The organism is Bacillus sp. CGMCC 1.16607, from assembly GCF_042683745.1.
GTDB lineage: Bacteria > Bacillota > Bacilli > Bacillales > Cytobacillaceae > Pseudoneobacillus.
Genome location: NZ_JBHUJX010000018.1, coordinates 235,000 through 251,408 on the forward strand (window position 1 = coordinate 235,000; position 16,409 = coordinate 251,408).

The 16,409-nt window shown below is 36.3% G+C and carries 9 protein-coding genes; 2 read left to right on the forward strand and 7 right to left on the reverse strand.

All coding sequences use genetic code 11. The features are described from left to right. Nucleotides 1-264: 264 nt before the first annotated feature. The 4 genes from ACFSO7_RS11395 to ACFSO7_RS11410 all read right to left on the reverse strand — a co-directional run bounded on the left by ACFSO7_RS11395 (nucleotide 265) and on the right by ACFSO7_RS11410 (nucleotide 10,637). On the reverse strand, nucleotides 265-5,658 hold the full coding sequence (locus tag ACFSO7_RS11395; protein ID WP_377877427.1) for an S-layer homology domain-containing protein: 5,394 nt from the start codon (nucleotides 5,656-5,658) through the stop codon (nucleotides 265-267). Nucleotides 5,659-5,856: 198 nt separating this feature from the next. After that, nucleotides 5,857-6,951, reverse strand: a complete 1,095-nt coding sequence (locus ACFSO7_RS11400; protein ID WP_377877429.1) for a response regulator — start codon at nucleotides 6,949-6,951, stop codon at nucleotides 5,857-5,859. Continuing rightward, complete coding sequence (locus ACFSO7_RS11405) at nucleotides 6,926-9,994, reverse strand: hybrid sensor histidine kinase/response regulator (protein WP_377877431.1); 3,069 nt, start codon at nucleotides 9,992-9,994, stop codon at nucleotides 6,926-6,928. Before ACFSO7_RS11405 ends, ACFSO7_RS11400 begins: the two co-directional genes overlap by 26 nt. Nucleotides 9,995-10,166: 172 nt before the next feature. Further along, nucleotides 10,167-10,637: an SRPBCC family protein gene (locus ACFSO7_RS11410; protein WP_377877433.1), complete on the reverse strand. Its 471-nt coding sequence runs from the start codon at nucleotides 10,635-10,637 to the stop codon at nucleotides 10,167-10,169. Between the two features lie 192 nt (nucleotides 10,638-10,829). Here ACFSO7_RS11410 and ACFSO7_RS11415 point away from each other — a divergent pair, with 192 nt between their 5' ends. Further along, nucleotides 10,830-11,693 (forward strand): hypothetical protein, encoded by an 864-nt coding sequence (locus tag ACFSO7_RS11415; protein WP_377877435.1) that lies wholly within the window; start codon nucleotides 10,830-10,832, stop codon nucleotides 11,691-11,693. 69 nt (nucleotides 11,694-11,762) lie between these two features. Here ACFSO7_RS11415 and ACFSO7_RS11420 read toward each other — a convergent pair whose 3' ends face one another. Beyond that, the gene (locus tag ACFSO7_RS11420) at nucleotides 11,763-12,563 is read right to left on the reverse strand and encodes an AAC(3) family N-acetyltransferase (RefSeq protein ID WP_377877437.1); all 801 of its coding nucleotides are present in this window, start codon (nucleotides 12,561-12,563) and stop codon (nucleotides 11,763-11,765) included. Further along, complete coding sequence (gene hflX / locus ACFSO7_RS11425; protein ID WP_377877439.1) at nucleotides 12,556-13,839, reverse strand: GTPase HflX; 1,284 nt, start codon at nucleotides 13,837-13,839, stop codon at nucleotides 12,556-12,558. The genes ACFSO7_RS11420 and hflX overlap by 8 nt, the downstream gene beginning before the upstream one ends. A 537-nt stretch (nucleotides 13,840-14,376) precedes the next feature. On the opposite strand from hflX, the gene ACFSO7_RS11430 reads away from it, so the two are divergent. After that, nucleotides 14,377-14,958 (forward strand): hypothetical protein, encoded by a 582-nt coding sequence (locus ACFSO7_RS11430; protein WP_377877441.1) that lies wholly within the window; start codon nucleotides 14,377-14,379, stop codon nucleotides 14,956-14,958. A 114-nt stretch (nucleotides 14,959-15,072) separates the two neighbouring features. Here ACFSO7_RS11430 and ACFSO7_RS11435 read toward each other — a convergent pair whose 3' ends face one another. After that, nucleotides 15,073-16,356 (reverse strand): dicarboxylate/amino acid:cation symporter, encoded by a 1,284-nt coding sequence (locus ACFSO7_RS11435; protein ID WP_377877442.1) that lies wholly within the window; start codon nucleotides 16,354-16,356, stop codon nucleotides 15,073-15,075. Nucleotides 16,357-16,409: the final 53 nt, after the last annotated feature.

Sequence of the window (16,409 nt, forward strand, 5' to 3'; positions counted from 1 at the left end):
TCTACTCTATTGTGAATAATGCAGGGAGCCCTCACCTTTCGTTTTATTTATACAGGTAGATTACCATAGTGCACTGAACAAATTCTGAACAAATTCGACGAAATATTACAAATTTAACCGTGCTCATAGAATTATAAAGTGTGCTTATCTATGTTGATTCCTATGTAATTCACGCCTCATTCTTTAATAAGATAGATTTTTAAAAAAATTAAAAGGACAAAGATTCCAACTATCTAGAAATCTTTGTCCTTCTTTTAAATCCTTTTACTTTTCTACTAACCACTCTTCATTTGCTTCATGCTTATATTGATGGTATCTTGCCGCTTCTTCAATTTCTTTAAATGCCCAATGGGATGTTGGTACGTCTGGAAATGTCGATGTTTCAACTCCATTTAATGGCCCTCGTTTGAATAGGCGATTTAATACTTTTACAGCTTGCGCTCTCGTTAATTTATCTTCTGGTTTAAATGTGTTACCATCAAATCCTGTCATGATATTCGCAATCTTCATGAAGGAAATGGCTTCTTGTGCCCAGTATTTTGACGAAACATCTTTATAGCCAGCTGAATCAATTTTACTTAAAGAGTCACAGCTTTCAAAAGCCTTCGAATCCTTTACACATTCTTTTTGGATATAACGATAAGCAATCACAGCCATTTGAGCACGTGTTACAGCTCCACCTGGATTAAATTTTGTTTCGGTTACACCCAGCATGATTCCAGCATTTTTTGCTTTCATAATATCGGCGTAAGCCCAATTGTTTTTATTCAAATCTGTATAACCCTTGATGCCTTGGTTAATAGTTTGATCTGGTAAATTTCTAGCTAACATTGCAGCCATTTGCTTACGTGTGACAACTTCAGTTGGCTTGAATTGTTTTCCGAAGCCTTGGATGTATGGTGTGTGCGTTTTTGTTTCAGTTTTATCAGTTACACTAATAATTGTAAATGTACTGAATTTAGTAATTTCAATTTCAATTCCTACAGGCTTGCCATTAGCATCGTATTTAATTTTCCCTTTATTGACTACTTTTTCACCGTCACTATGCTGGATAAACACGGCTAATGAATTTATAAACGCTTCTCTTTCTGTTATGTCAGTTGGAAGAGCAATTTCCTTTAATGAGAAAGTAACCAATGTTTTTTGATTTTGATAGTTCGTTTCAATTGTCATCGGTTTACCAAGAATTTGTACATCGTTTTCTCCCGCAACTTCTTTCACAACACTAGCATTTAACGTATTGGAGATTACTTCTTTTTTCTCATCTTCTTTTCGGATCGGGACAACTCGGAAGAATAAGTCGTCTGCCTTTCCGTTTAATCCTTGTACAGATTCTTTTGGTAATTGAATACTAACATCCTCTGTTTGAATATTTAATGCCACATTTGAGCCAGATAATTGACCGATAGATTGTTTTGGTATTTTAACGGAAACCTCATCTGCTAAGTCATTAGGTATATCTGAGATTGATATATTTACAGTATCTTTCTTTTGTTCTAATGCTTTTTTAAGTGTATCCTCAGTAGTCTTATTATCTAATACAACTTGATCAACTTTTTTATTATTTTCTGATTGACGTACGATTTCAACCTTAGCTGTTGATTCTGATTTGTTTCCATCACTGACTCCCACATCAGCTGGGCGAGTCGTTCCACTTGGTTTTGAATTAGGTTCTCCTCCAGTGTTTCCACTCGGTGTTGTAGTGTTTCCTCCACCATTATTATTCCCTTCTGGATCTGGTGTTGCAGCTATATATTGCGGAACGACTACTTCTTTGATCTGGCCAGCATTATAACCTGATTTTGTTTTATAACGTACTTCGTACGTACCTGCTACTAATCCTGTGATCGTTGTTCCTGTCACTGGAATCCATGTTGAATCAGTTTTTAACTTATATTCCATTTCTGATGATGTATCTGTGATTTGACCATCATTCCCTAATACTGTCGGTGCGACTCCTGACAGTCCTGTTGGGGCAGTTTGTTCTTGATTTGGTGGTGCCACATATGCTGGAACGATTATTTCTGCTGGTGTTCCTGCATTGTACCCTTCTTTTGCTGCATAACGTACTTCGTACGTGCCTGCTACTAATCCTGTGATCGTTGTTCCTGTCACTGGAATCCATGTTGAATCAGTTTTTAACTTATATTCCATTTCTGATGATGTATCTGTGATTTGACCATCATTCCCTAATACTGTCGGTGCGACTCCTGACAGTCCTGTTGGGGCAGTTTGTCCTTGATTTGGCGGTGCCACATATGCTGGAACGTTTATTTCTACCGATGTTCCTGCATTGTACCCTTCTTTTGCTGCATAACGTACTTCGTACGTGCCTGCTACTAATCCCGTGATGGTTGATCCTGTTACTGGGATCCATATTAAATCCGTTTTTAGCTTATATTCCATTTCTGATGATGTATCTGTGATTTGACCATCATTCCCTAATACTGTCGGTGAGACTTCTGACAGTCCTGTTGGGGCAGTTTGTTCTTGATTTGGTGGTGCCACATATGCTGGAACGACTACTTCTACCGATGTTCCTGCATTGTAACCTTCTTTTGCTGCATAACGTACTTCGTACGTGCCTGTTGCTAATCCTGTGATCGTTGTTCCTGTCACTGGAATCCATGTTGAATCAGTTTTTAGCTTATATTCCATTTCTGATGATGTACCTGTGATTTGGCCATCATTCCCTAGTACTGTCGGCGCATTTCCTGACAGTCCTGTTGGGGCAGTTTGTTCTTGATTTGGTGGTGCCACATATGCTGGAACGATTATTTCTGCTGGTGTTCCTGCATTGTACCCTTCTTTTGCTGCATAACGTACTTCGTACGTACCTGCTACTAATCCCGTGATGGTTGTTCCTGTTACTGGGATCCAAGTTGAATCGGTTTTTAGCTTATATTCCATTTCTGATGATGCACCTGTGATTTGGCCATCATTTCCTAATACTGTCGGCGCATTTCCTGACAGTCCTGTTGGGGCAGTTTGTTCTTGATTTGGTGGTGCCACATATGCTGGAACGACTACTTCTACCGATGTTCCTGCATTGTAACCTTCTTTTGCTGCATAACGTACTTCGTACGTGCCCGCTACTAATCCCGTGATGGTTGTTCCTGTTACTGGGATCCATATTAAATCCGTTTTTAGCTTATATTCCATTTCTGATGATGTATCTGTGATTTGACCATCATTCCCTAATACTGTTGGTGCGACTCCTGACAGTCCTGTTGGGGCAGTTTGTTCTTGATTTGGTGGTGTCACATATGCTGGAACGACTACTTCTACCGATGTTCCTGCATTGTAACCTTCTTTTGCTGCATAACGTACTTCGTACGTGCCCGCTACTAATCCCGTGATGGTTGATCCTGTTACTGGGATCCATATTAAATCCGTTTTTAGCTTATATTCCATTTCTGATGATGTATCTGTGATTTGACCATCATTCCCTAATACTGTCGGTGCGACTTCTGACAGTCCTGTTGGGGCAGTTTGTTCTTGATTTGGTGGTGCCACATATGCTGGAACGACTACTTCTACCGATGTTCCTGCATTGTAACCTTCTTTTGCTGCATAACGTACTTCGTACGTACCTGCTACTAATCCTGTGATCGTTGTTCCTGTTACTAGGATCCATATTAAATCAGTTTTTAGCTTATATTCCATTTCTAGTGATGCACCTGTGATTTGGCCATCATTTCCTAATACTGTCGGCGCATTTCCTGACAGTCCTGTTGGTGCTGCTTGTTCACGATCAAGCGATACTTTAACAATATTAGAAAAACCTGATCTTTCCCCATCAGTAATCACTAATCTAAAATAATAAGTAACATCATTTTCCAATTCCGTTGCAACTGCACTTGATGATAGGGAATTAAGAGATTCAGTTTGTGCTTTGCTCCAAGTTACTCCATCTTCTGATTGTTCAAGTTCTACTTTAGTAGCATTAGATGGTACGTCAAAAGTAAAACTTACCATTTTGTCCCCTGCAATTGCTTTAAGATTTCTAATAGGATTGGGTTCTGTTACTGCTAAACTACCTGGTCCCAGCCCTTTAAATTTTAATTTTCCTGATAATCCATTTTGATAAGTAGATAAGACTAACGTATATTTTTTACCTGCCTCAAGATTAAGATTAGGAATATACGATAATGCACGATTCCAATCACTTCTATATAGTGAAAGCATATCATCATTACCAACCATTAGATTTATTAATGGATTAGTAGGATCAAAAGTATTTTGATATACAAATAGTACCGGATCCTTAGTAACGCTAGATTCATCACTTCCAATAAGATCTGTATCCTCGACCCAGATCATATAATTTCCAGAAATTACAGGTGTTACATTAACATTATAATAATTGTATTCCTCAGCTGATAACTCGTTGAAATCATCCCCCAAAAATACCAATTCTGGATTATCACCATTCCCTGGGAATTCCGGTCTTTTAAATAGATCAGTTGTTGATAAAGTACCTTCAAACGCTGTATTTATTAAACTATCTGTAGAAGGTTCTTTTATCAACTGTGGCTCACTAAAGACAGGCTTCCCTTTTGTATCAAATATGTCTATTGGGGTTACTACCAAACTAATATACTTTCCATAATCTGCTGGAGTAATAATATAAGAAATCCCATTTGCTCCAGCAATAGGAACTTTGTCAGTATTATCTGCATCATTAGAACTATACCATTGGAGCAAAGATTGTCCAAAGTCGTCATTAACGTCATATATATCGGAAATCTCATAATCACCCTTTAAAAAATAACCTACATATGGATGACCCGATATATAAATATTTGTAACAACTGGAGCATCTACGTAGATCAAGCAAGTATCCGATAACCTTCCATCCTCTGTTTCAACGGTAATAGTTGCACTCCCAGACCCAACTGCAGTTATATTACCATCTTCTATAGTTACAACATTTTCATCACTACTAGACCATATCAAATTGGTGTTTGATGCATTTTCCGGAGATATTGAAACATTTAACGCTGCAGTTTCTCCAGTTAACATAGATAAGGTCGATTCAACTATATCAACTCCTAGAACAGTAGTATCAGTACTTATCGGATTGCTAGAATTCGTTACAGTCCCTGGTCCAGTAACTTCAAAATCAGCAGTACCACTATCATCCGCAAAATAACTTGTCATTACAATTATATAGTTAGTGTCCGCTGTAAGTTCAATGGATGGAATATGTAAGAGATAGTTACCATTGCTAATATCATCATTTGCTTTTAATAAATTCATTTTTGGATTTTTAGGATCGAACGAATCTTTATATAAAAATAAAGCTGTATCTTTTTCAATTATAGTACCATCTGGGTTTGTATTTTTCTTTATTAAAGTCGTTTCCTTAACTGTAATTGAATACGCCCCAGATACACTTGGATTTATATATTGTAAATAGTAATTATATGAATTCTCTTTAATATCAGTCAGTTGAGTTGGTTCGTATATGAGTGAATAGTCAAGATCACCATCTCCCACTTCATGTGGAAATTGCAATCTGTGAAATACTTTTGAAGGTTCTAACTCTCCTGTAAATTTTGTAGTTAGGGATTCTGCTTTAACATGATTTCCATTTGGAAAGTAACTGAAAGATACAATAAACATTAATAGCAAATTGAAAACTCTTCTAAACATATATACCTCCTTATACCCTTCATAAAATTTTGATGATCCCTTTCTGTTTTTCAAATAAAATAAAAAATCCCTCCCTAAGTTGATACTATTATTTTCATAGTCTAATACACCCCACTCAACAAATTCTGAACATTTTCGACAAAAAACAACAAAAAGACCGCTATTTTATATAAAATAGCGGTTTTAGAAAAATTTTATTTATTCGTCCCAAAAATCTTCTATTCTTAATCGTGTTTCTACTCCCATTTCTTCTGTAAGTCTTATATTATATTGTTTTAATAAATTTAAAGCTTCTCTTTGATTTCCTTGTTTAAGATAATATTGGATGGTTCTACTCATATATTGCTCTTCCCATGGGTCGAGCTCTATTAGTTTATCAAGTGCGTCTTTATATATTTTTATCACTTTCGTTTCATCCGTAGCTGATTGAACAAATTTTTTGAGGACTATTGTGACTTTCTTTTGTAGGTTTTCACGTTGTTCAACAGCCCATGAGTAATCTTCTTGAGCTAAATAACCCTCTTGATATAAGTTTAATAATCTCCTCACATTATCACTAGTGATGGATGAAAGCTTCAATATAGAGTGCAGTGTTTGAATATCTGAATCAATTCTGATGTTCAATGAATAGCGATCATCAACAAATAAAATCGCATCTTCATATCCTTGCTGTTTCATCTCTTTTCGCAATTGATATACTGTTGTGTGTAATATTTTACTCGCTTTATCAAGAGTGAGGGTTGGCCATAATTTCTCTATAATAATATCTTTATGAACAGGCTCTTCATGATGTAATAAAAAAGCACAAAGCTCCTTTACTTTTTTCGTACGCCACTTTATCTTTTCACCACTTACGCTGTATAAATAAAAACTATTTTGGAAAGTAGCTTTTAAACTAGTTTGCTGATTAGTTGTCGGTGGTGTAATGACCATTCTTCTATTAAGAATGGTTTGAATCGTCTTTTGGAGCCGATCTTTATCGATTGGTTTTAAAACATAGTCGGTTGCACCAACATTAAATGCTTTTAATGCATATTCATCGTAGGCTGTCACAAACACGATATCCATGTATGTTTCTGGCTGCTCAATTAAATCGGCTACCTTAATTCCATTCATCTCTGGCATTTCAATATCGAGAAAAAGAATATCAGGATGGGATTGATTAACCTTCATCAACCCTTCTTTTGGGCTTAGGAACTTTCCCACTATTTCAACGCCACCAATTTCTTTCAACATCGCTTCTAGTAAGTCTAATGCCAATATTTCATCATCCACTAAGACCGCTTTTAACAACCTTTTTCTCTCCTTTCTCCTCTTGAATGAGTGGGAAATTAATTAAGATAGTCGTTCCGATATTTTCTTCGCTTTCGATCGCAATAGATGCTTGTTCGTAATATTTCAATCGTTTGGCAATATTATGTAGCCCCACTCCAAGTTCCAATGGCTTTGCATCATTCCATACTTGCTGAAGTTTTTTATTTGAAATACCTTTCCCATTATCCGTTAATTGAAAAATTAACATCTCTCTTTCTCTACTAATTGAAAGGTTGATTTTCCCACCTTCGGATATCCCTTGAAAACCATGAATAATCGAATTTTCCACTAATGGCTGCAATAACAACGGTGGAAAGAGGCAATGAATGTCTTCCGCACATTCGATTCCCCACTCTAACTGTTTAGGAAATCTTGTTTTATGAATATCCAGATACGATTGAAGTAAGGTTAGTTCTTTTTCCAATGGAACGAGCTGGTTTGTGTTCGCAAATGAAAAGCTACCTCTTAAAAAAGTAGCGAAATCAGTGATCATTTTTCGCGATTTATCGATATCTAAATAACTCAAAGACAAAATAGAATTGAGCACATTATAAATGAAATGCGGCTTAATTTGCGCTTGTAGAAAGGCTATTTCCATTTTTGTTGCCGTCTCTGCAGATTCCTTCATTAATAATAAATTTCGGATCCTTGTCTTTAACTCAGAAGACTCTAAAGGTTTATGTAAGAAATCATTGGCTCCTGATTGAAATGCCGCCACCATATCCTCAGGGTGAATCGCTGCAGTTAGCATTAATACCGGGAGTTCGGATAAATGATACGACTTTCGTATCGCTTGACAAACTTCATAGCCTGAAAGTTCTGGCATCATAATATCCAAAATAATCAAATCGACATCAGCATGGAATTTTAATTGCTCCAATACTGCTTTTCCATTATCAACTGCGATAATAAAATACTCTTCTGTTACTAAAGTATCAATTAATATTTTTAAGTTTGTATGATCATCATCGGCAATTAAGATTTTTTTTCGTCCAGCTTTCTCATTAACATAAGGGATTGAAATATGCACTTTTCTCCACTCTTCCCTTGTAGGAATCTGCTCAGATGACGCTAGACTATTACTAGGATGAGGCGCTTCAGGTAGACTAATCATACATTCTGTACCCTTACCTATTTCGGATTGTATCGAAATTTCTCCCCCTTGTAATTCAACAAGTTGCTTTGAAATAGGCAATCCTAGACCTGTTCCAATCGATGTATTTCCAAACTGCTGAAATGGATCGAAAATCGTATTCAGATCTTCACTTGAAATTCCTGGTCCACTATCACTCACTTTGATAAACACCTTACTATCAGATCGATAACTATTAATTTCAATAACACCTTTTTCGGTATTTTTAATCGCATTGTCAATTAAATTATATAAAATTTGACGGATGCGTCCTTCATCGCCAAGTACAAATAATCCTCTTTCCATTCGATTAATAATTTTAATATCTTTATCGATTAAATAGTGGAAAACACTTGTTACCATATGAGTAACTGCAAATAAATCGACGGAAACAATCGTAATCTTTAATTCTCCTTGTTTTAGTTTAGAGAAATCTAAAATATCATTGACTAAATGAGATAATCGCTGTGAAATATCAACGATTGTTGATACTTTTTCAATTTGATCACTTTTTAGGCTCTCTTTATGATCAAGCATATTTTGCGAGATTGCGATAATACCATGCAAAGGGGTTCGAAATTCATGAGAGGTTTTGGCAAGAAACTCATCCTTTAATTTATCAATCTTGATAAGGGCTTTAGTCAGTTCCTCTTTTTTTGAAAAAGAATCTGTAAACCGTTTCGATATAAACAGTGTCAGCATTAAAAGACAAATAAAAGGTAACATTGGTGGAAGAATTGTTAACTCTAGGCTGTCGTTTACATTTATAGAACCGACAATGAAATACAAAATAATAGCAATTAAACTAATGGTTAAATAAGTAGCACCTACTGCTCGTCGGTAGATCGCTACACCTTGTATATAACTAATATATAATAAAACTACAAATAAATAGATTGAATAAGGCATTTGAAGCTCTGAATTAATACGTACGGGTAAAAAAGCAGTAGTTGTAAGAATTATTCCTGCTATGCAAAGAGTATTAGCAATTTTTTTATGCGTATATTTCTTGAATGAAGATACAAAATAGAGCAGTAAAAATAAACCGATAATAATAGTCGACAATGCCTGAATTCTTTCAAAAATCTCATACGGAATGGATGGAAAAATAGAATAGACAACCTTCTCTCCATGTGAACCCGTGTACAATCCAGTAGCCAAACAAAATAAAGAGAAAAATAGAAGATTTGAATCTTTACTCGTATGGAGATACGTTCCAATAAAGTAAAGAAACATCGTTAAAAAGGCGGATATGGTTATCCAGTCGTAGGCAAGTGAATTCTCACGCATGGTTCCAATACTCTTCTGATCACCTAAAAAAATCGAGCCCATGATTCCTCCACCTGTGGCATAATCAAAATTGGCGACATGGACAAGTACCTCGATCTGTTTCCCTTTAGTAGAGAAGTACGAAACATATGGTATATTATGGGGCACATAGGAATGATCTTCTTTTGGATTTCCACTTTGATTTACATTAATACCATTAATAAACATGCTATTTGACATTCGAATATTTGTTGTCTTTATGCCTAGATCCTGTTTAGAATCCTTTACTAATACCTTTAGTCGATAGGTTCCACTTGTAAATTCCGGAACCTTTTTCCCATCATGTTCATATTTAGTCCACAATGAAGGGACAGGTACATAATAGGGAGAAAGCTTGTTAAATTCCAATGAGTTCAGAAGTTTACCCGGTATAAACTCCCATTCTCCGTCTAGTTTTATAAGCCCCTTTTCACCGAAATCATAATTTCGTAGATCCAATACCCCGTTATTCGCTGTGGGTTTATCTGACTTTTTCCCATTCCAAGCTAAATAAATAAGGTAGACGCTTGCAAAAAGAAGAAGGGCTGAACTCAAAATGATCGTTAACAATCTCGTTTTCATGTGTATTACCTCATAAAAGTTTACTTTTCCTCTAATAATATCGGTATTTGATAATAAAAGTTAATCATTTTAAGGAAGTCAGACTACAAAGCGATTAGTAAAACGTTTGGAAATTTTTATACTTAATAAGTAGAAGGGCAGTCATTTTACTCCGACTCCCCTTCGCTTTATTTTAAACGTTCCATTTCCTGCACATATTTCTCATCCATTTTTCCCATTCTTTCATTCGTGACTCAAGCGTTCTTCCGTCCAAAAGAACTTCAATCACTTCTAAGCAGACATGCCAGCCCGCAAGGTCTTTAGGAGTATGGTTTGTTAATTGAAGTAAAGATTCCGTAAGAATTAATCGGCAGCCTTCTTCGAGGGGGCTCAATTCAAAACGTACCATATCTTCACCCCATGTATAGGCCAACACTGAATACATGTCCAAGTCAGTAATTTTTAATTCTTTAAAAGTACCGTCCTGCATGTCAAACTTTATAGCCCCGCCCACCCGGAGATCATCCACACTTAGCTCTTTGAACCATTGTGACAACTTATCATTTTCTGTCAACATGGACCAAACTTGCTCAACTGAATGATTCAGATGACGGTCGTATCGAGCGGTATAACCATTTTCAACTTTTTCAATTGTAGCTAACATTTTCGTTCTCCTCCATTAAGGATTCTAAAAGGTAATTAAAATTAAATCCAGTTTGAAATAAGCTTAACCAACGTGCAATAAAACTTCAATTTGTTAGATTTGCTTCTATTATAAGGTGGATATGCCTTTTGGAATATTTTCCTTACCAAGAAACATACTTATATTATTCAGCTATACTTGGAGTGAGGGGCTATGCATCATTCATTTTGGTATTTTTCGCTAATTTTTTTAAGCCTCGTCTTATTTTGTTTTATATTATTCAAAAAAAGAAACACAAAGGTTATTCTTCTCTATTTAACAATGGTTGGGTTCGGATATATGATTGAAACCACCATCTTTAACTTCTTAGGCAGTTATGATTATAACCCTAATTTTATTAAGCATTCTTTTTATGACAATGAATTGGGGGCATTTGTCTCGAATGCTTTTTCTCTACCAGTTACTGCTGTATTAATTGCAACTTTTCGGTTAAATTGGATTTGGATTTTAATACTAGCAGGATTATTTGTCGGGGTTGAGTGGTTATTTTTAAAGTTGCATATCTATTCACATAATTGGTGGAGGTTAGCATACTCATGCTTGGGGTTTCCTGTTTATTATGTTTTTGCAAAAATCTTTTACAATTGGATTTTACAGTCTTCAAAAGGATTCAAACATATTTGGTTACTCTATTTAATCATTGGCTCCATATCTGCCAGTGCTCATGTTCTCCCAATTGTTTTTTTCGAGAATCGATCTTATCACCCAGGTTGGTTTGAAAATCATGGACGCGATACAATTGCCTTTGCTGCAGCATTTTATTTATGCGCCAGCTTCTACTATTGTTTAATGGTGAAGATCAACTGGAGGACGATATGGACCAAATATATTTTTACTGGGTTCCTTATGTTTATTGTGAATCAAGTTCTCAAAAGTATAGGTATCCTTCATAGTCACTTATGGTGGGATCAGCTGTACTATATTTGTATATCTTTATTACTTATCTTTCTTGCTGATCGAATAGATGCGAAATTATATACAACTCCTTATTTAAAAGAAGGAAAGCTTAGTACTTAATTAATAATAAGTCGAGACAAGAAAAAAGCTCTTCACTAATTCTAGTGAAAAGCTTTTTCTTTGCTAATTCTATTTACTTACCAGCCATTCTTTGGCAAAATCTACGATTGTTCGTTGCTTCATTAATTTGCAAGCTGCTATACCAATGGACAAAGATTTTATTGGATGAACTTCTTCAAATTCTTTTCCAAGCTCTTCGAATACATCTGAATCATATACGATCTCTTCGTACGTTTTCCACAAGCGTTTCCCCTCAAAATTGTATGCCGCGCCCTTCTTTACTTTTTCTCTATTAGGTACGGCATGCTCAGCTAGATGTAAGGATGTATTACTGTCGTGATTTACCCCTAACAATAAAATAAAACCATCTAACTCATATATTTTCCCGAGTGGAGATCGTGGACCAAATCCTGATTCTAAAGGTTGTTCTGATAGTATATAGTCAGCATGCTTTCCCCATGCGGCAAAGGAATACATAGGATGAGAGCTGCGTTTTACTCCTGGAAACGTTCGAAATACCTCTACAATTTTGCCCATTCCCCTTGTTGGGGTCACGTTTGGATCAAATGCGGGCATTTCCTCACGTATGACTGGCCACCACTCCTCGGGAACTGGAGGGTTCCCCCAACCTGCTGGATCGGAATTATCAGCTGTTTGTGTAGGCATGATAATCGTTCCTTCTGCACCTATGATATCCATTAATGCTTGAACAACGGTTACTGGACCACCACAAACCCAGCCGAAAGCACTTAATGATGAATGGACGATGACGACCATTCCGTCTTCTAAACCGAGTTGTTTAAAATCAGCATGTAGGCTAGATCTTGTATTCGGAGATTGAATTTTTTCTATCGTATTTATTTCACTCATTTTTCTCCCCCACAGCTTTTTTGTTTACGATATATTTCTCGTATTTGGCCGCATCAATTTTTTTACATTCAACCAATAGCTTTGTTCCAGTCGAATCATAATCCATTGACCGTACATGACTATTTTTATTAAAAAATGAAACGATTTCCCCTTCATGAAATGGAATGAAAAATTCGCATTGCACATAATCCTTAAAAATTTGATTACATATGGCTTCGGTCAGTTCATCCAAGCCAATTCTTTTTCCCGCAGAAAGGTAAACACGATCTAGATGAATAGCCGGAAAATCACATTCCATTAAATCAGCTTTATTGTAAGCGTAAATAATTGGGATATCTTTGACACCTATTTCAGTTAAGATCTTGTTTGTTAAATTTCTCTGTTCCTCATGATAGGGATTGGAATAATCTAACACATGAATGAGTAAATCTGCCTCTGTCACTTCTTCAAGGGTTGAGCGAAATGCTTTTACTAAATGATGCGGAAGCTTGTTAATAAAACCGACTGTATCCGTCAACAAGAACGTTTTATGATTCGTTAATTCGACCTTTCTTACCGAGGTTTCTAATGTGGCAAATAACATGTCTTTTTCAAATACTTGTTTATCTGTGTTAGGGTGATATTTTTCGAGCATTGCATTCATCATTGTTGACTTTCCAGCATTCGTATAACCGACGAGAGAGACAACAGGAATACCATTTTTGTTTCGCAGCTTTCTTTGTGTTTTACGTTGATCAACTAATTTTTCTAGCTCTTTATTTAAGACCGCAATTTTTTCCTCGATTCTCCGTCGGTCGAGTTCTAGCTTCGTTTCCCCTGACCCTCTGTTTTTAAAACCTGATCCTCCACCTTGTCGGCCTAATGATTCCCCCATCCCAACTAAACGAGGAAGCATATATTTTAGCCTTGCCACTTCTACTTGTAGCTGTGACTCCCTTGTTTTAGCGCGCTGGGCAAAAATATCTAGGATTAACATTGTGCGATCCACTACTTCACAATTGAGTTCTGATTCTAAATTACGAATCTGTGAAGGTGATAACTCATCATCAAAAATAACGATATTCGCTTCTTTCTCATTTACGGCAGCGAGTAATTCTTGAATCTTTCCAGTTCCAATATAATGAGCTTTATTGATTTGATATAAATTTTGTGTCATTGCCCCTAAAACGTTCATATGACAGGCCTCTGCTAAATTACCTAATTCCTGCATAGAGTATTCAAAATCCTCTTGACTTTTCTTTATGTTGACACCAACTAATATCGCGTTTCTTTCCATATATATTCCCTCCATTACTTAAAAATAAAAAACACAGACTATCTGCCTGTGCCTAAAGTAAACGGAATGGATAAGACTAAAAAGGGTAGACGAGTGCCCTTACATCGAAGAAAATAGATACCCATCTGCGTAAAACAAAAAAGCAGATTCCTACATCTTCAAAATGAAAAGACAACAAAAAAGAGGGTAGACTCGCCCCCCTCTTTTATCGATATTCGAAAAAAATAAGGTTTCCTAATTTAATAGGCAGACCAATCCCGTTTACTCTCCCACAGCAGGCAGAGTCATCTGAACATATGAAATTACTTGTTCAAATTTTGGAAACGACGTCTGATTAAAAACACTAGGAAACCTCCGTTCATTTAAAGTGATGTTTATTATATCACGTTAGGAAAAAGCTGGCAATATCTTTTCACCTCGTCTTATTTCTCATACGCCCCAAGACCTATTTTGAATTAAAGCTCAGGCTCCTTATTGAATTTGTGATGACTTGATAAAGTGAAGATATCATTTGATTCGAAAAGGAGATAAGTCGTGATGGAACGGAAGGTATACTTATTGCTTACGGATACAGGTACTCTATTTACAAGAATGATAAAGTTATATACAAATAAACCATATAATCATGCATCCATTTCATTTGATTCCCAATTGGCAGAGGTTTATAGCTTTGGAAGGAAAAGTCCACGAAATCCCTTTATCGGTGGATTCGTAAAAGAAAATATCCAGGATGGTTTACTCAAACATTCAAATTGCGCAATTTACTGTTGTACTTTAACGGAATACCAATATCAAAAGATGAAAAATTTTATTCAGAGTATTGAGGAACAAAAGCACTGCTATCGCTATAACCTATTGGGGCTATTTGCTATTATACTTAATAAAAAGTTAAAAAGGGAAAATGCCTTCTTTTGTTCAGAATTTGTCGCTACAGTATTAAACAAAGGAGAAAACTTCCATTTTTCAAAACCCCTTTCACTTGTGACACCCCATGACCTACAACAATCTTCTAATTTTCAAAAAATCTATCAAGGCAGTCTTAAAGATTTTTCAAAAGAAAATGAGGTTCAAAGAAATATTAGAGCTGTGACTTCCCAATTGATCGCTTCGGGTTTTTAGATAGATCATCACATTTTAACAGAGGAAGATATTCCCTTTATAAAACGAAAATCTCCTCCATTTTTTATAAATGAAGGAGATTTTTCTTATCCAAAAGCCTTTTGATCTTTGTTCTCAAGTATATTGTTTACTCGTTCCATCACTTTTGTTTTTTAAAGCGTTTGTAATCCAGTTCTTACCTTCGACCAAACGCGTGACAAGCATGGCACAAACTGTATTCCCTGTTGAATTGAGTAAAGTGGCTGGAGCATCAATAATCGTGCTAATCACAGCGATAATCGGTAATGTTTCTGGTGGAAAACCGTAAATACTAATAATGAGCATTTCACCAATCATCCCGCCACCAGGAATAGCTCCCATAACAGCTCCAACTAAAAAAGCAACGGCAAGAATACTTAAGATATTGGGAATGCTAGTTAAATCTTTACCAAATAACGCAAATAAAAAGACAATTTTCAGCACCCCACCAAAGACAGAACCGTCTTTATGAGTGTTAGCCCCGAGCGGAATTATGGTTTCAGCGATATCCTTTGGAACGCCCATCTTATTAACAGCTGCAAGATTCACAGGAATACAGGCTGCACTTGAACAAGTAGCAATCGCTGTAACTGATGGTGTAATGGCATTTTTCCAAAAAAGCTTGACCCCCGCCTTTCCGCCTGCTATGAAAGCATACAGGCTGAAGAAACCGAAATAGTAAATCACCGTTAGGAGCAAATAAAGAACAAATGAACGGGCATAGCCCTCCAATATTTGCGGACCTAAATCACCGACCACAGTGGCGAAATAACAGCCTAATCCAATCGGAGCATAATACATAACGACGCTTACCATTTTCATCATGACTGCGGTAGCAGCTGATAAAAAGTCAGCAACAGGCTTAGCTTTTTCCCCAGCCATTGCCGTCGAAATACCGAATAAGAGGGAAAATACGATCAACTGTAACATATTACTTCTGGACAGTAATAAATGAAAATCAGGTACAGTAAAGGTATTAACTAATCGACTTAAAAATGTTATTTCCTCTTCATCAGAAGGCTCAGCGCTACTCATAATCGCTTTAATCGACTCAATATCCGTATTTTCAATAGGTTTTATGAATGATGCACCTATGAACCCAAGGATAGCCGCAACAGATGCAGTCAGCAAAAATACAATAAGGATGCTGCCCATTATTTTTCCAAGCCTTTTCATTCCATTCATATTTGCAATGGCTGAAGCGATACTGAAAAATACTAACGGCACGATCATCATAAACATTAAATTCAGGAACAAATCTCCAAATGGACGAACGACCGCTGCCTTTGGACCATACATCAGTCCAGCTGCACCTCCAATTAAAATGGAAGCTAACAGGACAATCGTAAATCGATAGTTCTTAAAAAACATTTTCAACATTTCCACTGCCTTTCGAAGTTTCTACAAATGCAGTTTTCCCACCCTGAAAATCA